Source organism: Micromonospora sp. RTBAU3-60 (assembly GCF_054963695.1).
In genome coordinates this window covers 266403-289905 of the sequence record NZ_JBUEGB010000003.1, presented here as the reverse complement: position 1 = coordinate 289905, position 23503 = coordinate 266403, and the positions used below count along the sequence as shown (strand labels likewise).

Sequence of the window (23503 nt, the reverse complement as noted above, 5' to 3'; positions counted from 1 at the left end):
GCCCGATGAGCAGCGAACGGCTCCACCCCCGGCTGTACCGGCTTCTCCTCGGCACCTTCCAGGCGTACCTCTGGCTCGACGACGACGGCGTCACGCTGGTCGACACCGGGCCGGCCGGGTCGGGGCCGGCGATCGACGCTTCGCTACGCGACCTCGGCCTCGGCCGCGCCGACCTGCGCCGGGTGGTGCTCACCCACTTCCACGACGACCATGCCGGGGCGGCCGCCGAGGTCGCCGCCTGGGGCGACGTGGAGGTGGTGGCCCATGCCGCCGACGCGCCGGTGCTCCGCGGCGAGCGGCCCGGCCCGCCGCCCGCCTTCACCGAGGCCGAACGGGACCTGCACGCCCGGGTCGCCGCCGGGCTGCCCCCGGCCCCGCCCGTGCGGGTCGACCGGGAGGTGACCGACCGGGACCTGCTCGACTTCGGCGGCGGCGCCGAGGTGGTGGGTACGCCCGGGCACACCGATGGCAGTGTGGCGCTGCACCTGCCCCGGCACCGGCTGCTCTTCACCGGCGACGTGGCCGCCGAGTACGGCGGTGAGGTGATCTTCGGGGTCTTCCACGTCGACCGGGCCCGGGCCGCGGAGTCCTTCCGCCGCCTGGCGGCCCTCGACGTCGACCTGGCCTGCTTCGGTCACGGCGAGCCGGTCCTCGGCGGCGCCGGCGATCGCCTTCGAGCGGCGGCCGGCACGCCCGCCGAGGACTGACGCCCCGGTACTGGCGCATGCCCGCGCTGGCAAGATCGTGCTGTTTGGACGAGGTAGTGGCATCCCGGGTGCGGCTGAGGCCACTACATCCGGGATAGAGCGCGATCCCGAACGGCGGCCGGGCGAGTCCCGGGAGAGGGACCCGACGAACGACGAAGGGCCCGGCGCACCCGCGCCGGGCCCTTCGTGCCGGATGGGTCAGCTGTCGCCGCCGGTCTCGCCGACCGGGGCGGCGTTGACGTCCTCCAGCGCGTACTTGCTGGCGGCCTCGGCCGGCACGTGGGCCGGCACCGCGCCGCGGAGGGCGAGCTGGCGCAGCGTCGCGACGGCCACCGACTCGGCGTCCACGTGGAAGTGGCGGCGCAGCGCGTGCCGCGTGTCCGACATGCCGAAGCCGTCGGTGCCGAGCGAGGTGTAGTCGCCGGGTACCCAGCGGGCGATCAGGTCCGGTACCGCGCGCATCCAGTCGCTGACCGCGACCTTGGGCCCCTCGGCGTCGGCCAGCTTCCGCTGGATGTACGGCACCCGCTGCTCCGCGCCCGGGTTGAGCAGGTTGTGCTCCTCGCACTCCACCGCGTCCCGGCGCAGCTCGGTCCAGGAGGTCACCGACCAGACGTCGGCGGCCACCCCCCAGTCCTCGGCGAGCAGCTGTTGCGCCTTGAGCGCCCACTGCATGCCCGTGCCGGAGGCGAGGATGTTTGCCTTCGGCGCGTCTCCGCCGACCTGCGGGGCGGGCGAGTAGCGGTAGATGCCCTTGAGGATGCCCTCGACGTCCACGCCCTGCGGCTCGGCCGGCTGGAAGATCGGCTCGTTGTAGACGGTGAGGTAGTAGAAGACGTTCTCCTGCGCCTCGCCGTACATCCGGTGCAGGCCGTTCTCCACGATGTGCGCGATCTCGTACGCGAACGCCGGGTCGTAGGCGACGACCGCCGGGTTGGTGGCGGCGATCAGCAGCGAGTGGCCGTCCTCGTGTTGGAGGCCCTCACCGTTGAGCGTGGTCCGGCCGGCGGTCGCGCCGAGCAGGAAGCCCCGCGCCATCTGGTCGGCCGCGGCCCACAGCCCGTCGGCGGTCCGCTGGAACCCGAACATCGAGTAGAACATGTACATCGGGATCATCGGCTCGCCGTGGGTGGCGTACGAGGTGCCGGCCGCGGTGAACGAGGCGACCGAGCCGGCCTCGTTGATCCCCTCGTGCAGGATCTGGCCGCCGGTGGCCTCCTTGTAGGACAGGAACAGCTCCCGGTCCACCGAGGTGTAGCGCTGGCCGTGCGGCGAGTAGATTTTCGCGGTCGGGAAGAGCGAGTCCATGCCGAAGGTGCGGGCCTCGTCCGGGATGATCGGCACCCAGCGCTTGCCGAACTCCTTGTCCTTCATCACGTCCTTGAGCAGGCGGACGAAGGCCATGGTGGTGGCGACCTTCTGCTTGCCCGAGCCGCGCTTGACGTCGGAGAAGCGCTCGCTGCCCGGGATCTGCAGGACCTTGCCGGCGGTCCGGCGGGTCGGCAGGTAGCCGCCGAGCTGCTTCCGCCGCTCGTGCAGGTACTCGATCTCCTCGGACTTCGCACCCGGGTGGTAGTACGGCGGGAGGTAGGGGTTCTCCTCCAGTTGCTTGTCCGGGATGTCCAGGTAGAGCCGGTCGCGGAAGAGCTTCAGGTCCTCCAGCGTCAGCTTCTTCATCTGGTGGGTGGCGTTGCGGGCCTCGAAGTGCGAGCCCAGCGTCCAGCCCTTGATGGTCTTGGCCAGGATCACCGTCGGCTGGCCGGTGTGCTCCATCGCCGCCTTGTAGGCCGCGTAGAGCTTGCGGTAGTCGTGGCCACCCCGCTTGAGGTTCCAGATCTCGTCGTCGCTGAGGTGCTCGACCATCTTGCGGGTACGCGGGTCGCGGCCGAAGAAGTGCTCCCGCACGTACGCCCCGGACTCCGCCTTGTAGGTCTGGTAGTCGCCGTCGGGCGTGGTGTTCATCAGGTTGACCAGGGCGCCGTCGGTGTCCGCCGCGAGCAGCGGGTCCCACTCCCGGCCCCAGACCACCTTGATCACGTTCCAGCCGGCGCCCCGGAAGAACGCCTCTAGCTCCTGCATGACCTTGCCGTTGCCACGGACCGGGCCGTCCAGCCGCTGCAGGTTGCAGTTGATCACGAAGGTGAGGTTGTCCAGCTCCTCGCGGGCGGCCACGCCGATCGCGCCGAGCGACTCCACCTCGTCCATCTCACCGTCGCCGAGGAACGCCCAGACGTGCTGCTGGGAGGTGTCCTTGATGCCCCGGTGGTGCAGGTAGCGGTTGAACCGGGCCTGGTAGACCGCGTTGATCGGGCCGAGACCCATCGAGACGGTGGGGAACTCCCAGAAGTCCGGCATCAGCCGCGGGTGCGGGTACGACGGCAGCCCACCGCCCGGGTGCGACAGCTCCTGGCGGAAGCCGTCGAGCTGGTCCTCGCTGAGGCGGCCCTCCATGAAGGCCCGCGCGTACATGCCGGGGGAGGCGTGGCCCTGGTAGAAGATCTGGTCGCCGCCGCCCGGGTGGTCCTTGCCCCGGAAGAAGTGGTTGAAGCCCACCTCGTAGAGCGACGCGGAGCTGGCGAAGGTGGAGATGTGGCCGCCCACGCCGATCTCCGGGCGCTGGGCCCGGTGCACCAGCATGGCGGCGTTCCACCGGATGTACGCCCGGATCCGCCGCTCGATGTGCTCGTCACCCGGGAACCACGGCTCGCGCTCCGGCGGGATGGTGTTGATGTAATCGGTGGTGGTCAGGGACGGCACCCCGACCTGGCGCTCGCGGGCCCGCTCCAGCAGGCGCAGCATGACGTAGCGGGCGCGCTTTGTCCCGCGCTCGTCGATGACACCGTCGAGTGACTCGACCCATTCGCTGGTCTCTTCAGGGTCGATGTCCGGAAGCTGGCTCGGCAGACCAGCGGTGATCACCGGGCGCTTGCGTTCCGTAGCCACAGGCGTTCCCTCGGTTCTGTGTGGGATAGGTCTCTAGCGCCATCCTGCCCCCTCGTGGCGCATGTCGTCACGTCTCCCTCCCCCAGACGCGACGCTGAACACAGGTACCCGCCAGTAACTTGGCGCGACCGGCGCCTGCGCTAGTGCTGCGCGGTTCGCGGCGCGCTCCGGGCGGCTGCGGCAGAATGCGCCGTATGCGGAGTGAGGAGATCAGCGTCCAGACCGGGTCCCGGCCGACCGTCCGGGACATCACTGCCGAGGCCGAGCGATTCGTCTCTGGCCAGGGGGACGGGCTGCTGCACGTCTTCGTGCCGCACGCCACCGCCGGGCTGGCCCTCATCGAGACCGGCTCCGGCTCCGACGACGACCTGCTGCGCGCGCTGGACGACCTGCTTCCCACCGACGACCGCTGGCGGCACCGGCACGGCTCGCCCGGGCACGGCCGGGACCACGTGCTGCCGGCCTTCGTCCCGCCGTACGCGACCCTGCCGGTGCTCGGCGGGCGGCTGGCGCTTGGCACCTGGCAGTCCCTCTGCCTGGTCGACACCAACGGCGACAACCCCACCCGCAAGGTCCGCTTCTCCTTCCTCCCCGGCTGACCCGGGCCTCGCGCCGGCGCGGGGCCCGCTTTCACGGAAAGAGTGGCCGGCCGGCGCGGACTGGCCACTCTTTCCGTGAATCCGGGTGCTCGGGAGGGAGCCCGGGTCAGGCGGCGGTGGCGGCCAGTTGGGTGACGCGGATCTTGGTGGCCAGGGCGTCGAGCAGGGTGCGGAGCAGGGTCTCCGTGGTCTCGTCCTTGACCGTGCCGTCCTGGGCGAGCTTCTCGTGGGCGTTGGTCACGATGATCTCCGGCTTGGTGACCACGGCGGAGTCGGTCCAGAGGAAGAGCTGGCGGAGCTGGAGCTGGGCCCGGACGGTGCCCATCCCGGTCGGGGCGGCCCCGACGATGGCGATCGGCTTGTGGGCGAGCGGGGAGACCCACGAGGTGATCGGGAAGCTCGGCCGGGAGGCCCAGTCGAGGGCGTTCTTGAGTACGCCGGGCACCCCGTAGTTGTACTCCGGCGTGGCGATGAGCAGGGCGTCCGCGGCGGCGATCCGCTCCCGCAGGTCCACCACGGCGGCCGGCGGGGTCGGCTCGACGTCCTCGTTGAACGGCGGGATGGCGCCGAGGTCGCGGTATCGCTCGATGGTCATGCCCGCGGGCGCGAGCCGCTGCGCCGCCCGGATGAGGGCGGTGTTGAACGACGCCTCGCGCAGGCTGCCGGCGAGGGCCAGGACAGAGAATTCGGACATGTTGCGCCTCCAGTGACGGAACTCGACGTGATTTGCGTGAGCCGGTCAATAGTTGAGCACCTCCACTATTGGTTCACAAGTACGATGTGAGGTATGGCGCAACCCTTCGTCTCCACCGCCGGCCCGGCCGCGGGCGACCGCTCCGGCCTGGCCGGGGACACCGTGCGCCGGATCCTGCACATCGCCGCGGCGATGCGGCACTACCAGGACGAGGAGATCGCCGCGCTGGGGCTCACCCCGGCCGCCGCCCGGGCCCTGCACGAGCTCGACCCCGACCGTCCGCTGCCCGGCCGCGACCTGGCCGAGCAGCTGGGCTGCGACCGCTCCAACGTCACCGCCCTGGTCGACAAGCTGGAGCAGGCCGGGCTGGTGGAGCGCCGGGTCGACCCGGCCGACCGGCGGCAGAAGACGCTGGTGGTCACCGAGGCGGGCCGGCGCGTCCGGGACCGGGTGCGCCAGGTGATGTCGGACTCCCGACTCCTCGGCGGGCTCAGCACCGCAGAGCTGGCCACCCTGCGCGAGCTGGTCTGGAAGGTCTCCGACGGCGGCTGCCCGGAGCAGTGCGGCGAGGTCTGATCCCGGCCAGGCGGAACGTGTCCGGCTGGGCGACCTGGCCCTCCGTCGGTAATGCTGTCCGACGTGACCACCCCGCAAGATCTCGACGACCGTTTCCGGGCGGCCCTGGCCGCGCTCGACGCGCCCGCCCAGCGGCGTGACCTGGGCGAACCGCTGCCCGACGGCGCGTCGCTGACCGGAGCGCAGGTGCTGGCCCTCTTCGACGCCCAGGTGACCAGCCGCCTGCTGGACCTCGCCGGACGGTGGCTGCGCAGCTTCGGCGAGGGGTACTACACCATCAGCTCGGCGGGCCACGAGGGCAACGCCGCCGTGGCGGCCGCCCTGCGGCCGACCGATCCCGCCCTGCTGCACTACCGGTCCGGGGCCTTCTACTGCCTGCGCGCCGCCCAAGCGGCGGGCGGCTTCCCTGATGGGCCCGCCGGCGCCGAGGCGGCCGGCGACGACGATCCCGAGGATGCGGAGCCCGCCGCGCAGGCCCCCGCGGCCGCACGGATACCCGAACCCCGACGCGCGGCCGACACGTCCGACGCCGGGACGGGGGACGCGGACTCCACCGAGGACGCCACGGAGATCGGGACCTCTGCCCCGTCGACCGCGCTCCCGACCGGTGGCCCGGCGACCTCGCCCGACGCCGTACCCGACGCGGTCGGGCCCGAGCCGACGGCCGCCACCAGGCCCGGCGAGCACCCGGAGGCCACCGGCCGCCCGGCACCCGCCCAGGCCGGGGTGGCCGTGGCCGCCGGCCGGCCGGCGCTGCCCGCGCCGGATCCCGACGACGCGTACGCGGTGGCGGCGCGGGACGTACTGCGCGGGATGGTCGCCTCGGCGCAGGAGCCGATCGCCGGGGGCCGGCACAAGGTGTTCGGCCGGGCGGATCTCGCGGTCATCCCGACCACCTCGACCATCGCGTCCCACCTGCCCCGGGCGGTCGGCATGGGGCTCGCCCTGGAGCGGCTGCGCCGGGTCGGCGGCGGGCGGGTGCCCGGGACGCCGGCCGAGGCCGGCGGGGACACCGCCACCGGTTCGCCGTGGCCGCCGGACGCCATCGTGGTCTGCTCGTTCGGCGACGCCTCGGTCAACCACGCCACCGCCACGGCCGCATTCAACACCGCCGGCTGGTACGACCACACCGGCCTGCGCATCCCGGTCCTCTTCGTCTGCGAGGACAACGGGCTCGGCATCAGCGTCCGCTCCCCGCAGGGCTGGGTGGCCGCCACCCTGCGCGCCAAGCCGGGGATCCGCTACTTCGCCGCCGACGGCACCGATCCGGTCGAGGCGTACCGGGTGACGGGGGAGGCGGCCGCCTGGGTGCGCCGGCACCGGCGGCCGGCCGTGCTGCACCTGAGCACCGTACGGCTGATGGGGCATGCCGGGGCCGACGCGGAGACCGCGTACCGGAGCCCGGCCGAGATCGCCGCGGACGTCGCGCGGGACCCCCTGCTGGCCACCGCCCGGCTGCTGGTGGCCGCGGGCTACGCCACCGGCGAGGAGCTGCTGGCCCGGTACGACGAGCGCGGGTGGCAGATCCGCCGGCTCGCCGAGGAGGTGCTCGACGAGCCGAAGCTGGCGTCGCCGGTCGAGGTGGTGGCGGAGCTGGCCCCCCGCCGGCCGGTACGGATCTCGCGCGCGGTGGCCGAGGCGGCGGACCGGGCGGCCGGGCCCCGCGCGGGCGCCCGGGCCGAGGCGTTCGGTGGCAGGTTGCCGGAGCTGGCCGGGCCGCTCACCCTGGCGCAGAGCATCAACGCGGCGCTCACCGACGGGATGCTGGACCACCCCGGGATGGCCGTCTTCGGCGAGGACGTCGCCGCCAAGGGCGGGGTGTACGGGGTGACGAAGGGGCTGCGGGACCGGTTCGGCCCGGCCCGGGTCTTCGACACGCTGCTCGACGAGACCTCGATCCTCGGGCTCGGGCTGGGCGCCGGCGTGGCCGAAATGCTGCCGGTGCCGGAGATCCAGTACCTGGCGTACCTGCACAACGCCGAGGACCAGCTGCGGGGCGAGGCGGCCACCATGCGCTTCTTCTCCCGGGGGGCGTTCCGCAACCCGATGGTGGTGCGGGTGGCCGGGCTGGCGTACCAGGAGGGGTTCGGCGGCCACTTCCACAACGACAACTCGGTGGCCGTGCTCCGGGACGTGCCGGGGCTGGTGATCGCCGTGCCGGCGCGGCCGGACGACGCCGCGCCCATGCTCCGGACCTGCCTGGCCGCGGCGGCGGTGGACGGCAGCGTGTGCGTCTTCCTGGAGCCGATCGCGCTCTACCACACCCGCGACCTGTACGCCGACGGCGACGGCGAATGGCTGGCCGAGTACGCCGCGCCGGGCGCCTTTGCCGCCGGACACGTGCCGATCGGCCGGGCCCGGGTGTACGGGGTCGGCTCCGCCGAGGACGTCACGATCATCACCTTCGGCAACGGCGTACGGATGTCGCTGCGCGCGGCGGCCGCCCTCGCCGACGAGGGGATCGGCACCCGGGTGGTGGACCTGCGGTGGCTCGCTCCGCTGCCGGTGGCGGACATCATCCGGGAGGCGTCGGCCACCGGCCGGGTGCTGGTGGTCGACGAGACCCGCCGGTCCGGCGGGGTGGGCGAGGGCGTGCTCGCCGCCCTGGTGGACGGCGGATACGTCGGGGCGGCACGAAGAGTCGCCGGACTTGACTCGTTTGTACCATTAGGTCCGGCAGCACGTCAGGTTCTGGTCTCCGAGGAAGCCATCACCGAGGGTGCCCGTACGCTGCTGGCACGGTAAATTCCGTTCCACCCGGTGCGCCACTTGCGCGGCGAGCCACAACTGTGTGGACTGGGCGGAACGGCGTCGGACGACGGCGCGAGCAGGGATGAGATGAGGAGGCACGCGACAGTGAGCGCGACCGCTGGTCAGGCCGCCGACGGGGTACGCAGCCTGGCGGACCGGTTCGGGATCGAGCCGGGGATGGTCGTCATGGAGATGGGCTACGACGATGACGTCGACCAGGATCTCCGGGACGCCCTGACCGACCGCTGTGGGGATCTGGTCGACGAGGACACCGACGAGGTGGTCGACTCGGTTCTCGTCTGGTACCGCGACGGCGACGGTGACCTCTTCGAGCTCCTCGTCGACGCCCTCGGACCGCTGGCCGACAACGGCGTGGTCTGGCTCCTGACCCCCAAGGCCGGCCGGGACGGTCACGTCGAGCCGAGCGAGGTGGCCGAGAGCGCGCAGACCGCCGGCCTCCAGCAGACCTCCACGATCAACGCGGGGCGGGACTGGAGCGGCGCCCGTCTCGTGCTCCGGCGCGGGTCGAAGAGCAAGAAGTAGCCAACCGTACGCACCCGGCGGCCGGTGCCGCCGGATGTGGCAGGCTGATCATCTCCAGACTCGACCCAAGGAGCTCGCATGCCCATCGAGGTTGGCGCCGAGGCGCCGGACTTCGTGCTCAAGGACCAGAACAACCAGGAGGTCCGGCTCTCCGACTTCCGCGGCAAGCGCACCGTGCTGCTGGTCTTCTACCCGCTCGCCTTCACCGGCATCTGCCAGGGCGAGCTGTGCGAGGTGCGGGACAACCTCGACGAGTACGTCAACGACGACGTCCAGGTGCTGACCGTCAGCGTCGACTCCGTCTACAGCCACAAGATCTGGGCCGACCGGGAGGGCTACCAGTTCCCGATGCTGGCCGACTTCTGGCCGCACGGCGCGGTGGCCCAGGCGTACGGCGTCTTCAACGACGTCGCGGGCATCGCCAACCGCGGCACGTTCGTGATCGACAAGGCCGGCGTGGTCCGGTTCGCCGAGATGAACATGCCCGGGGAGGCCCGCGACCAGCAGGGCTGGCGCAAGGCGCTGGCCGACGCCGTCGCCGCCTGATCCCACCCCAGGTACGCCGTTCGACCGGGTCGGAGCCCGGCAGGTAAGCTTTGCCGAACTCCGGCCCGGCGTACGGGCGTTCGGGGCGCGTAGCTCAGTGGGAGAGCACTCGCCTTACAAGCGAGGGGTCGCAGGTTCGAAACCTGCCGCGCCCACCACGTACCACCAGCGGAGACGCTGACCCGAAGATCAGGTCCTCGGGCGATGACAGCAGCGGTGACAGCGTGACCTGTGGCTTGCCCGCGAGGTCCGGTGGCAGTCGCGGCGGCAGCGGGGTGGCCGGCTGAAATCCCGCTCGGAGTGGGTCAGGGGACGAACCGCACCTCTGGGAAGGCCGGGTTCGGGCCGTTGAGCAGGCGCTGCCGCCGGTGGCGTAGGTGCAGGTCGAAGAACGCGAGCGGGTACGCCTGCTGGATCCGTACCGCCCGGGCCGGGTCAAGGGTGCCGACCCAGCTCGCGAGGTCCTCGTCGCTCATCCCGATGATCGTCGCCAGTTGCGGGACCAGCCACTGGTGGTCGCAGTACGCCCCGTGGAGCGCGCCGTCGGCGTGCACGTTGAGCCGCCATCCCTGCAGGTGCGACCAGAACTGGGCGACGCTCGGCTCGGCGGCCCGGGTGAACTCCGCGGTCATCAGCATGAACGGCCGGTCGAGGTCGGTGACCGGTGGCAGCGACTGCATCGGGCCGTCGAAGCCGAGCCCGGCCCGCACACGCCGGTCGGTGTTCATGACGAGGGCGGTCGCGGTCGCGCCCTTCGACCAGCCGAACATGCCGATGCGACGCAGGTCGAGCGCGGTGCCCAGGCCGGCCGGCAGCGGGCGGCGCTCGGCGTCGGGGTTGCGGCCGGCGGCGAGGTCCTCGATGCGGTCGAGGACGAACCGGATGTCGCGGGCGTGATCCCACGGTGTGAACGGCAGATCGCCGACGGGGACGGTGAGCCGGCCGTCGGGAAATTCGCTGAATCCGTCGTATGTGTGATCCACCGTGACCACGACGTAGCCGTGGCTGGCGAGTTCCTGGACCACGATGGTGGCCTCGGCACGGTGACCGTCGTTGCCGTGGGAGAACATGATCACGGGCAGCCGGTCGGGTGCGCGGAGTGCCGGAGCTCCCTCGTGGCCGGCCGTGAGGGGAGCCGCCGCGGCATCGGCGTCGAACCCATTGGACACGAGCAGCGCGCGCAGTGGCGCGGCGGGCATCCACGGTGCCAGCGGATGACGCCGGGCATCCCCGGCGGCGGGATACCAGACGCTGGCCATCAGTTCGCGCTGGTGTCCCGGGCCGGCTACGGGATCCGGGCGGGATCTGTCGATGAGGTGCAGCGACCCGGTGCCGACGCGGTGCGGCCCGGTGGGTGGAGGCAGCGTGAGCCGTGCCGGGCCGGGCGCGGCCGGCGCCACGGTTCCGGAGGCGTTCGCCCACCCGGCCCTGGGGGCCGCCCACCCGCGGCCGGTGCCGCCGAGCGGCACGGCGACCCCGGCGGCGAGCGCGGCGGTGAGCAGGTGTCGGCGGGTCAGTGCGGTGGTCATCGGTCCTCCGCGGGGTCGGTGGTCTCGAGCCGCGTGATGAGCAGTTTCAGTCGTTCGATCTCTTCGGCGAGCGCGGTGCTGCCGGCGGCGGTGAGCGTGATCCAGGTGCGGCCACGCTTGCCCTCGTAGCCCTTCTCGATCTCGATCAGGCCGGCCGTCTCCAGCACGCCGAGGTGTTTGGAGAGGTTGCCGGCGGTCAGCTGCAACTGAGCGCGCAGGTAGCCGAACTCGACCCGGCGTGCCTCGTGCGCGATGGTGAGGATGCCGAGGCGGACCCGCTGGTGCACCACGTCGTCCAGGCCGGTGACCGGGTGGGCGGACGGCTCGTGCGGGTCCGGGGCCCCGGCCTCGGCGGTCACCGGCGCCGCCAGCGGGCCAGCGCGAAGCCGACCGCGCCCAGCAGCAGTACGGTGCCGTTGATGATCTGCTGCGGCAGGAAAGCCCCCAGGATCCCCCGGTATCCCCAGGAGGGATGCCAGCCGAAGTTGATCGGCACCAGGACCACCGCCAGGTACCCGACGGTGAACAGGAGCAGCGCGACGTTGCGCTCCAGCCGGGCCAGCACCAGCAGCGCGACCCCGATCGTGCCCCACGGTGCGACCAGACGGTCCAGCAGCATCACCCAGTACGGGAACGGGTGGGTCGGCGCCGGATGGCTGGCGAAGTACACGCGCACCAGCACCCACGCGACGATGAACAGGAAGACGGTCAGGGCGGCGCCGGTGATCGCGTACGGCAGCACCCGGACGCCCACCCCCCTCGCCCGGGCGACCCGCACGGCGTACACGGCGATCGCCGTGTACGCCAGCAGCAGCGCCGGCGGCCAGTAGAACATCGCGCCCCGACCCGTGATGTGGCACGAGGAGCCGCCGTTGGCGTCCTTGATCCACGCGCTCGCGGACCCGCAGTCGACGTTGAGGGAGTACCAGTCGAAGGGGATAGCCGCGAACGTCACCACGGCCAGCACCAGCAGCGCGACCCAGGTCACCCGCTGGTCACGACGCACCTGGTGGGCGAGGGCGCGTACGTCCGACAGCAGCCGGCGGGGATCGCCGCCGGCGGGTACCGAATCAGTGGTCATGCCAATAGGTTTCCATAGCCAACCTATTGGCGCTAGTGCCAACGTCGACGGGAGGGAATCTCCTGGGTCTTGTTCCCCGGACACCACCGGTTCCGGTGGCAGCGCCGGCAACGGCCGTCACGAGTGCCACGTGCTGAGAGACTCGGTCGGTGGGGCGCACCCGGTGGACCGAGCGGATGGGGCCGGCCGTTGCGGTAGCGCCTGGTGCCCGCGTCGAGCGGTTCGAGGTCTTCTTCGATCTGGTCTTCGTATTCTCGTTCTTCATCATCACGCGAGCCACCGCCATGAGCGTCACCGGCGCCAACCTGCTGCACGCGATGCTGGTGCTGGCCGTGCTCTGGTGGGTCTGGGTGATCCACACGGTGGTCGGGACGCGGGTCCGGCTCGGCGTGGGCTTCGTGCCGGCGTTGATGGTCGTCGCGATGGCCGCGCTCTTCTCCTTCGCGTTGGCCCTGCCGCAGGCCTTCGGCGACCCGAGGTACCGGGCGGCCGGGCCGGTGGTCGTGGCTCTCAGCTATGTGGTGATCCGGGGCGTGCATCTGCTGCTGTACTGGCACGTCGCGCGGGAGAAGCCGGGCGAGCGCCGGCTGCTGCTGAAGTATTCCCCGGAACTGATGATCAGCACGGCTCTGCTGCTGAGCGCCGCGCTGATCCCGCCGTTCATCGACAACATAGGTCGGGCTGCGATGGTGCGCGACGGGCTCTGGCTGGCCGTCGTCGTGCTCCAGTACAGCAGCGGCCTGGTCGCCGGCGCGTGGGGCTGGATGGTGACCTCTGCAGAGCACTGGACCGAGCGGTACGACCTCATCCTCATCATCGCCCTGGGCGAGTCGATCATTTCCGTCGGCGTGGGCGGTAACCTGCTGGGCCGACCGGTCACCGGACGGGCAGTCGTCGCGGCGGTCCTCGGCGTCGTCTTCACCGCCGCCCTCTGGTGGGCGCATTTCGACGTGATCGCGCCGGCCGCGCGGATCGCGCAGCACGCCGCGCTGGAGCGCCTACGGGTGGCCATGGCGCGGGACGCCTACGGCTACTGCCACCTGGTGATGATCGCCGGCATCATCCTGTTCGCCATCGGCGCCGAGGAGATCGTGCGCCAGATCGCCGACCGGTCTGTTCCCCTTGCCGAGCCGCCGCCCCACGGTTCCGCCGTACCGCTGCTCTTTGGCGGGGTAGCCGGCTATCTCTGCGGCAACATGCTGTTCCAGGCCCGCACCCTGCGCACCCTCTCCTGGACGCGGGTCGGCACCGTCCTCGTGCTCGGGGCGGCGATCCCGCTCGCCCAGCACCTGCCGGGGCTGGCGACCCTGGGCCTGCTGACGGTCATCTGCGTGGGGATGGTGGCGGTCGAGCTGGTGGTCATGGCCGACGCGCGCAAAGCCCTGCTCGCGGTCGTCTTCGAGGAACGGACCACCTACGAGAGGCACGAGGCCGACTTCCGGGCCCGCTGGCATGACGTGGAGCCGGACGAGAAGGCCGGTTGAGCCGCGGTCCGGCGTGAGCTTGCCCACCCTCTGCTCGGGTGGCGCGTAGGGGCAGGTCACCTGCCGTTACCCGGCGGTTAAGGTAGGGGTGCGAAGTCGCTCCCCGACCGGGGTGCGGCTTCGTAGCGCTTCACGGGGATCCGTGGAGCCCAGCCGTCCCGACGTTCTCCGGGCCAACCGAATCGGGACGACTGCACCCCCACCGCCCGGCCGGCGCGTCCGGCGGGCCAACCCGGAACGGAGTAAGGCCACGCCATGAGCGTGACTACGCAGGATTCTGCTGCCCCGGTCGAGTCGGCGGAACCCGCCGAGCGCGGCCGCCTCGACCGCTTCTTCGAGATCACCCGTCGTGGCTCGACCGTCAAGCGGGAGGTGCTCGCCGGGATCACCACCTTCGCGACGATGGCGTACATCGTCGTGCTCAACCCGCTGATCATCGGCACCGCGCCCGACAAGGACGGCAACCTGCTCGGCATCGCGCCGGTCGCCGGAGTCACCTGCCTCGTCGCGGCGGTCATGACGATCATGATGGGCGTCGTCGGCCGGGTGCCGTTCGCCGTGGCGACCGGCCTGGGCTTGAACGCGTTCGTCGCGTACGCGGTCGCCTCCCAGATGAGCTGGGCCGAGGCGATGGGCCTGGTCGTCATCGAGGGTCTGATCATCACCGTGCTGGTGCTGACCGGCTTCCGAAAGGCCGTCTTCCGGGCCATCCCGGCCTCGCTGAAGGCGGCCATCGCCGCAGGTATCGGCCTGTTCATCGCCATGATCGGCTTCGTCGACGGCGGTCTGGTCCGGCGGGTGCCGGACGCGGCCGGCACCACCGTCCCGGTGCAGCTCGGGGGCGACGGCACGCTGCGCGGCTGGACCACGGTCGTCTTCCTGGTCGGCCTGCTGGTCACCGGCATCCTGGTCGCCAAGAAGGTGAAGGCCGGCGTCCTGATCGGCATTGTGGCCACCACCGTCGTCGCGGTGATCGTCAACGCCTTCGCCAAGCCCGGCCCGGCGTTCGTCGACGGCAAGCCCAACCCGGGGGGCTGGCAGCTCAACGTCCCGACCCTGCCGGACCCGCTGGTCAAGGCGCCCGACCTGCACCTGCTCGGCAACGTGTCGTTCAGCGCGTTCGCCCACGTCGGCGTGATGACCGCGCTGCTGCTGGTGTTCACTCTGGTGCTCGCCGACTTCTTCGACGTGATGGGCACGACCGTGGGCCTGGCCAAGCAGGCCGGCCTGACCACCGCGGACGGCACCGACATGCCCCGGTTGGGCAAGGTGCTCTTCGTCGACGGTGTCGCCGCGGTCGCCGGTGGCGCGGGCAGCGCCTCCTCGGCCACCACGTACGTCGAGTCCTCCTCGGGCATCGCGGACGGCGGGCGTACCGGCCTGACCAGCGTGGTCACGGGCGTGCTCTTCCTCGGCGCGCTGCTGCTCACCCCGCTGGTGTCGCTGGTGCCGAGCGAGGCCGCCGGCCCGGCGCTGGTGATCGTCGGCGCGCTGATGATCCGCCAGGTCAAGGACATCGACTTCACCGACGTGGGCGTGGCGGTCCCGGCGTTCCTCACCATGACCCTCATGCCCTTCACCTACTCGATCACCAACGGCATCGGCGCCGGCTTCGTGAGCTGGGTGGCGATCCGGGTGGCGCAGGGCAAGGCCCGGCAGATCCACCCGCTGATGTGGGCGGTCTCCGCCGCGTTCGTGGTCTACTTCGGCATCAACCTGGTCAAGGCCGTCACCGGCGTCAGCTGACCGGTCCGCACCGCGCCCCCGCCGCCCACTGGCCCGAGGCAGCGGGGGCGCGGCGTATCCGGATCATGGATTACACCGACCGGCTCACGCTGCGCCCCTGGCCCGCCGAGGAGGCCGCCGCCGACGAGGGGCCATTGCAGCGGTACGTCGCCGAGTAGCGCCGGCCCGGCGGCAGAGTTCGGGTGCGTTTGTTGTCGCTCCGGCGACGACAAACGCACCCGAAACGCCGGCGTCTCCCCGAGCTGTCGGGGGGCCACCCCGACTCCCGGGAGCGGCGGTCGTTGTACCGGTACCGGGACGACGGGAGGAGCGGGATGAGCTACGCGGACGTCAACGGGGTGCGGCTCTGGTACGAGGTGCACGGGACCGGCCAGCCGTTGGTGCTGCTGCACGGCGGCTACGGCGCGGTGGAGATGTTCCAGCCGATCCTGCCCGCCCTCGCCGCCCGCCGCCGGGTGATCGGCGTCGACCTGCAGGGGCACGGCCGCACCGCCGACGTCGACCGGCCCCTGCGGTACGAGTCGATGGCCGACGACATCGCCGCGCTGCTGCGGCATCTCGGCCCGCCGCAGGCCGACCTGATGGGCTACTCGTTCGGCGGCGGGGTGGCCCTGCGTACCGCGATCCAGCACCCCGACCTGGTCCGCCGCCTCGTGCTGGTCTCCACGCCGTGCCGGCGCGGCGGCTGGTACCCGGAGGTGCTGGCCGCGATGGCGGCCCAGGACGAGCGGGTCGCCGAGCAGATGCGCGGCACCCCGCCGCACGAGCTCTACCTGCGCCGGGCGCCGCGCCCACAGGACTGGCCGGCGCTCTGGGCCAAGACCGGTGACCTGCTGCGGCGCGAGTACGACTGGTCCGCCGAGGTGGCCGCCCTCGCCCTGCCGGTGCTCCTGGTCTTCGCCGACGCCGACTCGATACCGGTCAGCCACGTGGCGGAGTTCTTCGGGCTGCTCGGCGGCGGGCGCCGGGACGCCGGCTGGGACGGCACCGACCGCCCGGCGTCCCGGCTGGCCGTGCTGCCCGGCCTGACCCACTACGACATCGTCGCGTCACCGGCGCTGCCCGAGGCGGTCCTGCCGTTCCTCACCCACGAGGTGCGCGCGCCCGCCTGACCGCCCAGCGAACCCCGACATACCCCAGCAGTAGCAGCGCCACCAGCCCCGCCCACCACCAGAACCGGCCACCCACTCCCCACGGCGGGTCGGCGTCCCGCACCCGCCCGGAGCGCACCACGTCGTCGGCGACGTCGACCGCGAGCACCTGCTCCGGGGCGGTGAGCACGGTGGTGGGCGCGGCGGCGCCCGGCGTCAGGGCGAGCACCCGGACCGACCGCACGTGGCCGTACGCGGTCCGCTGGTCCAGCTCCAGCGGCTGGTCGAAACGGGCCGACGCGTTCGGCTCCGGCCGGTACCCGACCACCAGCGCGGACCCGTCCGGCCGCCAGCCGAGCAGCCGGATGGTGGTGACGCCGGGAACGCCAGGCAGTTCCAGTCGGCCGAGGTCCTTCCCGGTGCTCGGGTCGACCCGGCGCAGCCGCCAGCGGTCGCTCCCCGGGTCGCGGCTGACCAGGGCCAGCCCGCCGCCCGGCAGCCAGGCGCCCTTGCCGGCCAGTCCCTCGTCGACGGACACCGGGAAGGAGAAGAGCGGCTGACCGCTCGGGTCGGCCGTCCCGCCCACACTGGAGACTCTGACCTCGTTGCCGACCTGGTAGGCCACCCGGGTCCCGTCCGCGGAGAACGCGACCGGGCTGCCGAAGATGGGCAACTGCTCGCCCTCGGCCAGCCGGATCGCGCGTCGGTTGTCGAGCCGGACCAGGCTGAGCACGTCCCGGTAGGCGCTGCGCTCCGGGTTGGCCGGCACAACGTCCCGCACCACCAGCGACTTCCCGTCCGGAGCCCACCCGGCGGGCGCGGTGTTGACGCTGCCGGGCACCACGCTGGGCAGCGGCCGGGCCGCGCCGTCGATCAGGTCCACCAGGTCGATCCGGGGACGCTCGCTCGACCCGCCCGGCGCGGCGATCCGCCGGCCGTCGGGAGAGAGCAGCACCGATACGCCGACCGGCGCCTCGTACCCCACCTCGTAGGTCCGGTAGCGGTCCGCGTCGGCCCCGACGACGCCGATGGTGCCGTTCTCGTCGAGTAGCCCGGTGAGGCCACGTGCCTGGCCGCTGAAGATCACCGACGCCGGGCCCAACCGGGGCCGGTCGGTGACGTGCAGCGCGCCGAACACCGGCAGCCCGATCCGGTCGGGCAGCGCCGGGCCGTCGGAACCGGCCGGCGCCGTCGTCAGGCCCGTGCCACCGCCGCGCAACGCCAGCGGCACGAGCGCCACCAGCACCAGGACCCCCGCCACGCCCGCCGCCATCCGCTGCCGCGTGCGCCGGGCGGTCCGCACCGCACGCTCGTGCACCTGGTACGCGGGCACGTCCGCCGCCGCCTCCCGCAGCGCCTCCCGCAGCCGTACGGTCATCGGGTGCTCCTCTCCGGCGTCGCTTCCACCAGGTCGGGGACGAGTTCCCGGAGCCGGCGCAGGGCGTCGTGCCCGTGCCGCTTCACCGTGCCCAGTGAGCAGCCCAGTGCCTCCGCCACCTGCGCCTCGGTCAGGTCCTCGTAGAACCGGAGCACCACCACCGCCCGCTGCCGTGCGGTGAGCCGGTGCAGCGCGGCCAGGAGGCTGAGCCGCAGCACTGTGCTGTCGCCGTGATCGCCGCCGCCCCGATCGACCGGCTCCGGGTCGAGTCGTTCCACCACCCGGCGCCGACGCCACCAGGACACCTGCTGGTGGTACATGGCCCGGCGCACGTACGCCTCCGGGTCGCCGCCGCGGATCCGCCGCCAGTGCCGGTACGTCCGGGCCAGCGCGCTCTGCAACAGGTCCTCGGCGAGCTGGTGGTCCCCGGTGAGCAGATACGCCGTCCGTGACAACGCGGGCGACCGCTGCGCCACGAACTCGTGGAACGTCTCCGACATGCCCACCCCCTCGCCCTCTACCAACGCGCCCCACCCCACGAATGGTTGGGGCGGAGCCCGACGGTGCTCGCCGGCAGCCCAGGAACTCGACCCGCTGGAAAGACCGCGGCTCGAGGATCAGGATGCTGCGGCGGGGTCAGGGGAGGCGGCGGGCCAGCCAGCGCAGCAGCGCGTCGCCCTGGGCGCGCTGGAACGCCCGTACCGTGGGGATGCCGGGCGGCGGTGGCAGCCGGGCGCCGTCCAGGAAGAACCCGGTGAACCCGGCCAGTACGCCGGTCAGGTCGGCCGGGTCCACCCCGGTGGCGAGCGGCAGGTCGCGCAGCAGCGCCTCGGGATCGTGCCCGCCGTACACCTGCACGTTGATCAGGATCATCAGGCTGTCCAGCCAGGCCGGCCCGCGGCAGGCCCACGGCCAGTCGACCACGTTGACCGTGCCGTCCGGGCCGATCAGCAGGTTGTCGGCGCGGACGTCCAGGTGGCACAGCGTCTCGCCGGCCAGGGCAGCCAGCCCTCGGTCGGCGGCGGCGCTCAGCTCCGGCAGCCGGGCCCGGGCCCACGGGTCCAGGTCGGCCGGTGGGTCGGCGCTGATCCGCCGCCAGCCGGCGAAGTCCGGCGCGAGCTGCTCGGCGGCCGTGGGTGCCGCCGGGACCGATGCCGGCGTGAGCGCCGCGGCCATCGTCGCCAGGGTGGACAGCACGGCGCGCAGCTCGGCGGCGTCCCACGGCGTCACCGGGTGCCGCCCGGCCACGTCGGTGAAGACCAGCGCCACCCAGTCGCCGTCGTCGTAGCTGCCGAGCAGCCGAGGCGCGGGCGTGGCCGGCGGCAGCGCGGCGGCGATCAGGCCCTCCGCCCGGTGCAGCCCGGGGCTGCGGTCGTTCTGCGCCGGGCTGACCGCCTTGACGAAGGCTCGCCGGCCGCCGGCGGTACGCACCCGGTCGGCGGTGCCGGGGGAGAAGCCGCCCGACTGGGAGACGGCCTCCACCACCCGGTCACCGAGGATCTCCTCCACCGCGGCCCGGACCCGGTCGGGCAGGTCCGTCCAGTGGATCCGGCGGTTCGTCGCGAGCGTCACGCTCCCACCGTGCGGCCAGGCGCCCGGCGCGGGCAAGCCGATTACCGTGCCGGAGCGGCGTACCGGAGGACGACGACGCCACTGTCGAAGGGGCGCGCCTCGACCAGGGTGAACCGGTGTGGCTCGAAGCCCCGGTCGGCCAGCTTGATGCCGCTGCCGGCCACGATCGGGTGCAGCTTGACCACCAGCTCGTCCACCTCGCCGAGGAGTTGGCCGGCGAGCTGCCCGCCGCCGGCGAGCCAGATGTCCCCGCCGGGCTGCTGCTTCAGCTCGCGGACGAAGGCGACCGGGTCACCGTCGACGATCTCGACCTGCGGATCGTCGGACGGGGGCAGCGAACGGGAGAAGACGTACTGCTTCAGGTGGGCGTACGGGCTGGTGACGCCGAGCTTCAGCCCGGGGTCGTAGGTGCCGCGGCCCATCACCAGGGCGTCGAAGCGGCCCTGCGGCGACTCGATGCCGAACTGGGGATGGGTGAACGTGGGGAAGGTCTGGGGCCATTCGGCGACCAGGTGGGCCAGCACGTCCGGCTCCAGCGGGAAGAAGTCGAACGACCCGTCGGGGGCGGCGATGAAGCCGTCGAGGGTGGCGGCGACGTAGTACACGAGCTTGCGCAAACCTGCTCCGATGTTCGGCTCAACCACGACGGCCGTCGTGGTTGAGCAAGAATGTACTACACCTGTTGTGGTTATTGCTAGGGTGTCGGCGTGGCCAGAAATCCGGAACGCCGCATGCTCCTCGCCGACGCCGGGCTGCGCGTGCTCGCCGCGGCCGGCGCCCGCGGGCTGACCCACCGCGCGGTCGACGCCGAGGCGGGCGTGCCGACCGGCACCGCCTCCAACTACTTCCCGTCCCGGGCCGCCCTGCTGGCCGGGCTCGCCGAGCGGATCTTCGAACGGATGGCGCCCGACCCGGCCGTGCTGGCCGACCTCGGCCGGCGCGAGCCGTCCCTCGCCCTGGTGACCGACTACCTGCGGTACATCGTCGAGCGCACCACGCGCGAGCCGGACCTCACCCGGGCCCTGTTCGAGTTGCGGCTGGAGGCGTCCCGCCGGCCCGAGCTGCGGCGCGCGCTGGGCGACGTGCTCCGCCGGGGGTACGCCGACGACGTGGCCTTCCACGTCGCGGCCGGGCTGCCCGGCGGCGCCTTCGAGGTGGCCCTGCTGCACTACGCGGTGGACGGGCTCCTGCTCGACCTGCTCACCACGTCGATCGACGCCGGCTTCGACGTCGACCAGGTGGTGTCCGCCCTGGTCCCCCGGCTGTTCGGTGCCGCCGGCTGACCGCCGTCGCAGGTGTGCCCATGGGCGCAGCGGGAAACCCGGGCGGGACGCCCCTGGGGAGGAGCGACGGATGACGGATGCCCCGACACTGACCATCGGCGTGCTCGGCTCGTACGGCGGTCGCAACCTCGGCGACGAGGCGATCCTCACCGGCCTGTTGTCCGATCTGCGGCAGCTTGAGCCGAAAGCGCGGATCATCGTGTTCTCCCGGAACCCGGCGCACACCGCGCTGGCCCATCCGGACGTGGAGGCGGTGCCCTGGGAGGGGGTCAGCCGCGCCGACTCGACGGTGCTGCTGGCCGAGCTCGACCTGCTCATCCTCGGCGGCGGCGGGATCCTCTACAACCGCGAGGCCCGTCGCTATCTGCGGGTGGTGCGGGTGGCCCAGGAGCGGGGCCTGCCGCTGCTCACCTACGCGGTGGGGGTGGGCCCGCTCAGCGACGGCATCGACACCGGGATGGTGCGGGAGACCCTGGCCGGTGCCATCGAGGTGACCGTGCGGGACCAGGAGTCCCGGATGGTGCTGGAGGAGACCGGGCTGCTGAACCCGATCACCGTCACCGCCGACCCGGCGTTCCTACTCGAACCGGAGGACTTCCCGGAGAGCTGGCTGCGCGAGGAGGGTGTCCCGGGCGGCAAGCGGCTGGTCGGGTTGAGCGTCCGGGAGCCGGGTCGGGCCGCCGAACGCCTCGACGTCGACGGCTACCACCGGCTGCTCGCCCAGATCGCCGACTTCCTGGTGCACCGGATCGACGCGTACGTGCTCTTCGTGCCGATGGAACGTGACGACATCCGGCACTCGCACGGCGTGATGTCGCACATGACCGCGTCGGAGCGGGGCCGGATCCTGCACGGCGACTACTCGCCGCGCCAGATTCTGGGCATGATGCGCCACCTGGACCTCGCCGTCGGCATGCGGCTGCACTTCCTGATCTTCGCCGCCATGGTCGGCACGCCGTTCCTGCCCCTGCCGTACGCCGGAAAGGTCTTCGACCTGGCCCAACGGCTCGGGGTGCCGGCGCTGCGCGGCGTGGAACGCGAGGTGGAGGGCCCGTTGCTGGCGGAGGTGGACCAGCTGTGGGACGAGCGGGAGGCCCGGGCCGACGAGACCGCGCGCCGGGTGGCCGAGGTGTGCGAGCAGGCCCGGGGCACCTCCCAGGTCACCCGGGGAGTGCTGGACAGCATCCGGTCGCGGACCCTGACCCAGGCCGGCATCCACTGAGCCGGCGGGCGCGACCGGCGGCGGGGCCGAACCGGGAGCGGGTCAGAGTGCCGGCCCGCGCCAGGTGTAGATCCACGGGCGGCCGCGGTGGTCGTCCGACTCCAGCTCGTAGATCTCCGCCTCGGCCAGCCCCTTCGGGCCTAGGTGGTGGTGGGTCAGCGGCGGCCGGCCGTTGTCGTCCAGCTCGACGGTGACGGTCTCGCCATCGGCCACGCCACCCACCAGGGGGATCTGCACCGCTCCTGCCATACGCCCATCCTGCCCGGGAGATCGCCGCGCCGCAGGGGGATAGCGGGGCAGCGGACCGGCCCGCTGCGGCACTAGGGTCCGAAGATGGCGGACACGACGATCGACCCCACGCTCGGTCCGGTCCTCGCCCGCACGGGCGACGAGCGGGCCGTGCTCGAATCGTTCCTCGACTTCCACCGGGCCATCGTGCTGCGCAAGGTGCGGGGCCTCTCCGACGCCGACGCGAGCCGGCGCCTGGTGCCGTCCCTCACCACCCTCGCCGGGCTGCTCAAACACCTGGCCCTGGTGGAGCGGAACTGGCTCCCCTGCCTGTTCGCGCCGGAGCCGGGGGACGTCTACCTCACCAGCGAAGAGGAGGCGGTGGCCAGCTTCACCCTCGAACCCGGCGAGACCGTGGCCGCGCTGGCCGCCGCCTACCAGGCAGCCTGCGCCCGCTCCCGGGCGATCGCCGCGCGGTTCGCGCTGGACCACGTGGTCCCGCACCCGCAGCTCGGCGAGGTGTCGCTGCGCTGGGTGCTGGTGCACCTGATCGAGGAGACCGCCCGGCACGCCGGCCACGCCGACATCCTGCGCGAGCTGACCGACGGCGAGATCGGGGCGATCTGACCGGCGTCAGTCCCGGGGCAGCAGGCCGGCCGGATACTCCATCCCGTCGTGGGTGCAGGCGGCGGCGGCCACCCGGGCGGCGTACCGGGCCGCGTCGAGCGGGGACGCGTCGCGCAGCCGGGCGGCGATCAAGCCGGCCGCGAAGGCGTCACCCGCGCCGTTGGTGTCCACCACCGGGGCGGGCGGGGTCGCGGCGGGCACCCGCACCGGTGGGGTGTCCGGCCCGTGCAGCGTCGCGCCGGCCGCCCCGCCGGTCACCAGCACGGTCCGGGGCGCCAGCCCCGCCGCCACCTTCCCGGCCCGCTCGCCGAGCCGCACGTCGCTCAGGAAGACCAGGTCGGCGGCGTCGGCGAAGGGCCGGTGGTAGTCGTTCTCGCCGTCCCAGTCGTGCAGATCGGTGGAGAGTGTCACGCCGGCTCCGAGGCCCGCGCGCAGCGCCGGCAGCGCGTCCCGCGCCCAGTCCATGATCGACACATGCACGTGCTGGGCGTCCCGGACCAGCGCGGCCAGCTCCGCCGGGGTGAACGGCGCCGGCCCGGACCACGGACGCGGGTCGTAGAGGGACATCCGGCGGCCGGCCGGGTCGACCAGGTTGACCGACCGGCGGGTGCTGCCCGGCGCCTCGGCCAGCACGGCCCGTACCGAGGTGCGCGCCAGCGCGGCCCGGACCACGTCGCCGGCCGGGTCGGCGCCCAGCACGTCCACCAGCGCCACCCGCAGGCCCAGGGCGTGCGCCGCGAGCGCCACCCCGGCCCCGGTGTTGCCGATCCGCAGCTCGATCGGGGGCACCGCCAGCGAGTCGGCGGCGGGCAGCGGAAGCGCGGGCACCTGGGCACGGACGTCGACGCCCAGGCCACCGATCACGAGCAGATCGACCATGGCGACGAGGGTAGTCCGCCGCGA

At 72.8% G+C, this 23503-nt stretch carries 23 protein-coding genes and 1 tRNA gene; 13 read left to right on the top strand and 11 right to left on the bottom strand.

Features of this window, described 5'->3' with window-relative positions; genetic code table 11:
* On the top strand, positions 1-707 hold a 707-nt coding region (locus ACY34I_RS05305; RefSeq protein ID WP_462752975.1), incomplete at its 5' end, for an MBL fold metallo-hydrolase.
* Between the two features lie 198 nt (positions 708-905).
* Here ACY34I_RS05305 and aceE read toward each other — a convergent pair.
* Positions 906-3650 carry a pyruvate dehydrogenase (acetyl-transferring), homodimeric type gene (gene aceE, locus ACY34I_RS05300; protein WP_148794560.1) on the bottom strand — a complete coding sequence of 915 codons (2745 nt, stop codon included), beginning with the start codon at positions 3648-3650 and terminating at the stop codon, positions 906-908.
* Positions 3651-3844: 194 nt separating this feature from the next.
* Between aceE and ACY34I_RS05295 the strand changes: the two genes are divergently transcribed.
* Positions 3845-4249, top strand: a complete 405-nt coding sequence (locus tag ACY34I_RS05295; RefSeq protein WP_148794562.1) for a YjbQ family protein — start codon at positions 3845-3847, stop codon at positions 4247-4249.
* A gap of 106 nt (positions 4250-4355) precedes the next feature.
* Here ACY34I_RS05295 and ACY34I_RS05290 read toward each other — a convergent pair whose 3' ends face one another.
* Positions 4356-4943 (bottom strand): NADPH-dependent FMN reductase, encoded by a 588-nt coding sequence (locus ACY34I_RS05290; protein WP_462752972.1) that lies wholly within the window; start codon positions 4941-4943, stop codon positions 4356-4358.
* 93 nt (positions 4944-5036) lie between these two features.
* Between ACY34I_RS05290 and ACY34I_RS05285 the strand changes: the two genes are divergently transcribed.
* From ACY34I_RS05285 to ACY34I_RS05265, 5 genes are all read left to right on the top strand, one after another.
* Positions 5037-5519 carry a MarR family winged helix-turn-helix transcriptional regulator gene (locus ACY34I_RS05285; RefSeq protein ID WP_148794566.1) on the top strand — a complete coding sequence of 161 codons (483 nt, stop codon included), beginning with the start codon at positions 5037-5039 and terminating at the stop codon, positions 5517-5519.
* A gap of 246 nt (positions 5520-5765) precedes the next feature.
* Entirely contained in the window at positions 5766-8264 is a 2499-nt protein-coding gene (locus tag ACY34I_RS05280) for a thiamine pyrophosphate-dependent enzyme (RefSeq protein WP_462753004.1), read from the top strand.
* Positions 8265-8375: 111 nt separating this feature from the next.
* On the top strand, positions 8376-8813 hold the full coding sequence (locus tag ACY34I_RS05275; RefSeq protein WP_148794571.1) for a DUF3052 domain-containing protein: 438 nt from the start codon (positions 8376-8378) through the stop codon (positions 8811-8813).
* A gap of 78 nt (positions 8814-8891) precedes the next feature.
* Positions 8892-9359 (top strand): peroxiredoxin, encoded by a 468-nt coding sequence (locus ACY34I_RS05270; RefSeq protein ID WP_148794573.1) that lies wholly within the window; start codon positions 8892-8894, stop codon positions 9357-9359.
* Positions 9360-9442: 83 nt separating this feature from the next.
* Positions 9443-9517, top strand: a tRNA-Val gene (locus ACY34I_RS05265).
* A gap of 147 nt (positions 9518-9664) precedes the next feature.
* Here ACY34I_RS05265 and ACY34I_RS05260 read toward each other — a convergent pair.
* From ACY34I_RS05260 to ACY34I_RS05250, 3 genes are read right to left on the bottom strand one after another with little or no spacing between them, the layout of a single operon-like run.
* A complete protein-coding gene (locus tag ACY34I_RS05260) occupies positions 9665-10888 on the bottom strand; it encodes an alpha/beta hydrolase family protein (RefSeq protein WP_462752968.1) in 1224 nt (407 codons plus the stop codon).
* Positions 10885-11247: a transcriptional regulator gene (locus ACY34I_RS05255; RefSeq protein WP_462752966.1), complete on the bottom strand. Its 363-nt coding sequence runs from the start codon at positions 11245-11247 to the stop codon at positions 10885-10887. The genes ACY34I_RS05260 and ACY34I_RS05255 overlap by 4 nt, the downstream gene beginning before the upstream one ends.
* On the bottom strand, positions 11244-11969 hold the full coding sequence (locus ACY34I_RS05250; protein WP_148794576.1) for a hypothetical protein: 726 nt from the start codon (positions 11967-11969) through the stop codon (positions 11244-11246). Before ACY34I_RS05250 ends, ACY34I_RS05255 begins: the two co-directional genes overlap by 4 nt.
* 149 nt (positions 11970-12118) lie before the next feature.
* On the opposite strand from ACY34I_RS05250, the gene ACY34I_RS05245 reads away from it, so the two are divergent.
* The 3 genes from ACY34I_RS05245 to ACY34I_RS05235 all read left to right on the top strand — a co-directional run bounded on the left by ACY34I_RS05245 (position 12119) and on the right by ACY34I_RS05235 (position 16311).
* On the top strand, positions 12119-13453 hold the full coding sequence (locus ACY34I_RS05245) for a low temperature requirement protein A (RefSeq protein ID WP_462752963.1): 1335 nt from the start codon (positions 12119-12121) through the stop codon (positions 13451-13453).
* Between the two features lie 255 nt (positions 13454-13708).
* Positions 13709-15199, top strand: a complete 1491-nt coding sequence (locus ACY34I_RS05240) for an NCS2 family permease (RefSeq protein WP_462752961.1) — start codon at positions 13709-13711, stop codon at positions 15197-15199.
* Between the two features lie 314 nt (positions 15200-15513).
* On the top strand, positions 15514-16311 hold the full coding sequence (locus ACY34I_RS05235) for an alpha/beta fold hydrolase (protein WP_462752959.1): 798 nt from the start codon (positions 15514-15516) through the stop codon (positions 16309-16311).
* On the opposite strand, the gene ACY34I_RS05230 is transcribed toward ACY34I_RS05235, so the two are convergent.
* From ACY34I_RS05230 to ACY34I_RS05215, 4 genes are all read right to left on the bottom strand, one after another.
* The gene (locus tag ACY34I_RS05230; protein ID WP_462752957.1) at positions 16283-17668 is read right to left on the bottom strand and encodes a hypothetical protein; all 1386 of its coding nucleotides are present in this window, start codon (positions 17666-17668) and stop codon (positions 16283-16285) included. The genes ACY34I_RS05235 and ACY34I_RS05230 overlap by 29 nt on opposite strands.
* Complete coding sequence (locus ACY34I_RS05225; RefSeq protein WP_462752955.1) at positions 17665-18168, bottom strand: SigE family RNA polymerase sigma factor; 504 nt, start codon at positions 18166-18168, stop codon at positions 17665-17667. The genes ACY34I_RS05230 and ACY34I_RS05225 overlap by 4 nt, the downstream gene beginning before the upstream one ends.
* Before the next feature lie 136 nt (positions 18169-18304).
* On the bottom strand, positions 18305-19240 hold the full coding sequence (locus ACY34I_RS05220) for a phosphotransferase family protein (protein ID WP_462752953.1): 936 nt from the start codon (positions 19238-19240) through the stop codon (positions 18305-18307).
* 41 nt (positions 19241-19281) lie between these two features.
* Positions 19282-19857: a dihydrofolate reductase family protein gene (locus tag ACY34I_RS05215; protein ID WP_462752951.1), complete on the bottom strand. Its 576-nt coding sequence runs from the start codon at positions 19855-19857 to the stop codon at positions 19282-19284.
* 90 nt (positions 19858-19947) lie between these two features.
* Here ACY34I_RS05215 and ACY34I_RS05210 point away from each other — a divergent pair, with 90 nt between their 5' ends.
* Positions 19948-20523 carry a TetR/AcrR family transcriptional regulator gene (locus tag ACY34I_RS05210; protein ID WP_148794593.1) on the top strand — a complete coding sequence of 192 codons (576 nt, stop codon included), beginning with the start codon at positions 19948-19950 and terminating at the stop codon, positions 20521-20523.
* A gap of 70 nt (positions 20524-20593) precedes the next feature.
* Positions 20594-21745: a polysaccharide pyruvyl transferase family protein gene (locus tag ACY34I_RS05205; protein WP_462752948.1), complete on the top strand. Its 1152-nt coding sequence runs from the start codon at positions 20594-20596 to the stop codon at positions 21743-21745.
* Positions 21746-21787: 42 nt separating this feature from the next.
* Here ACY34I_RS05205 and ACY34I_RS05200 read toward each other — a convergent pair whose 3' ends face one another.
* Positions 21788-21994, bottom strand: coding sequence for a hypothetical protein (locus tag ACY34I_RS05200; protein WP_462752946.1), 207 nt, complete (start codon positions 21992-21994; stop codon positions 21788-21790).
* Between the two features lie 84 nt (positions 21995-22078).
* Between ACY34I_RS05200 and ACY34I_RS05195 the strand changes: the two genes are divergently transcribed.
* On the top strand, positions 22079-22600 hold the full coding sequence (locus tag ACY34I_RS05195) for a DinB family protein (RefSeq protein ID WP_462752944.1): 522 nt from the start codon (positions 22079-22081) through the stop codon (positions 22598-22600).
* A 6-nt stretch (positions 22601-22606) separates the two neighbouring features.
* Here the strand turns inward: ACY34I_RS05195 and ACY34I_RS05190 are convergent, their stop codons facing one another.
* A complete protein-coding gene (locus ACY34I_RS05190) occupies positions 22607-23479 on the bottom strand; it encodes a carbohydrate kinase family protein (protein WP_462752942.1) in 873 nt (290 codons plus the stop codon).
* Positions 23480-23503: the final 24 nt, after the last annotated feature.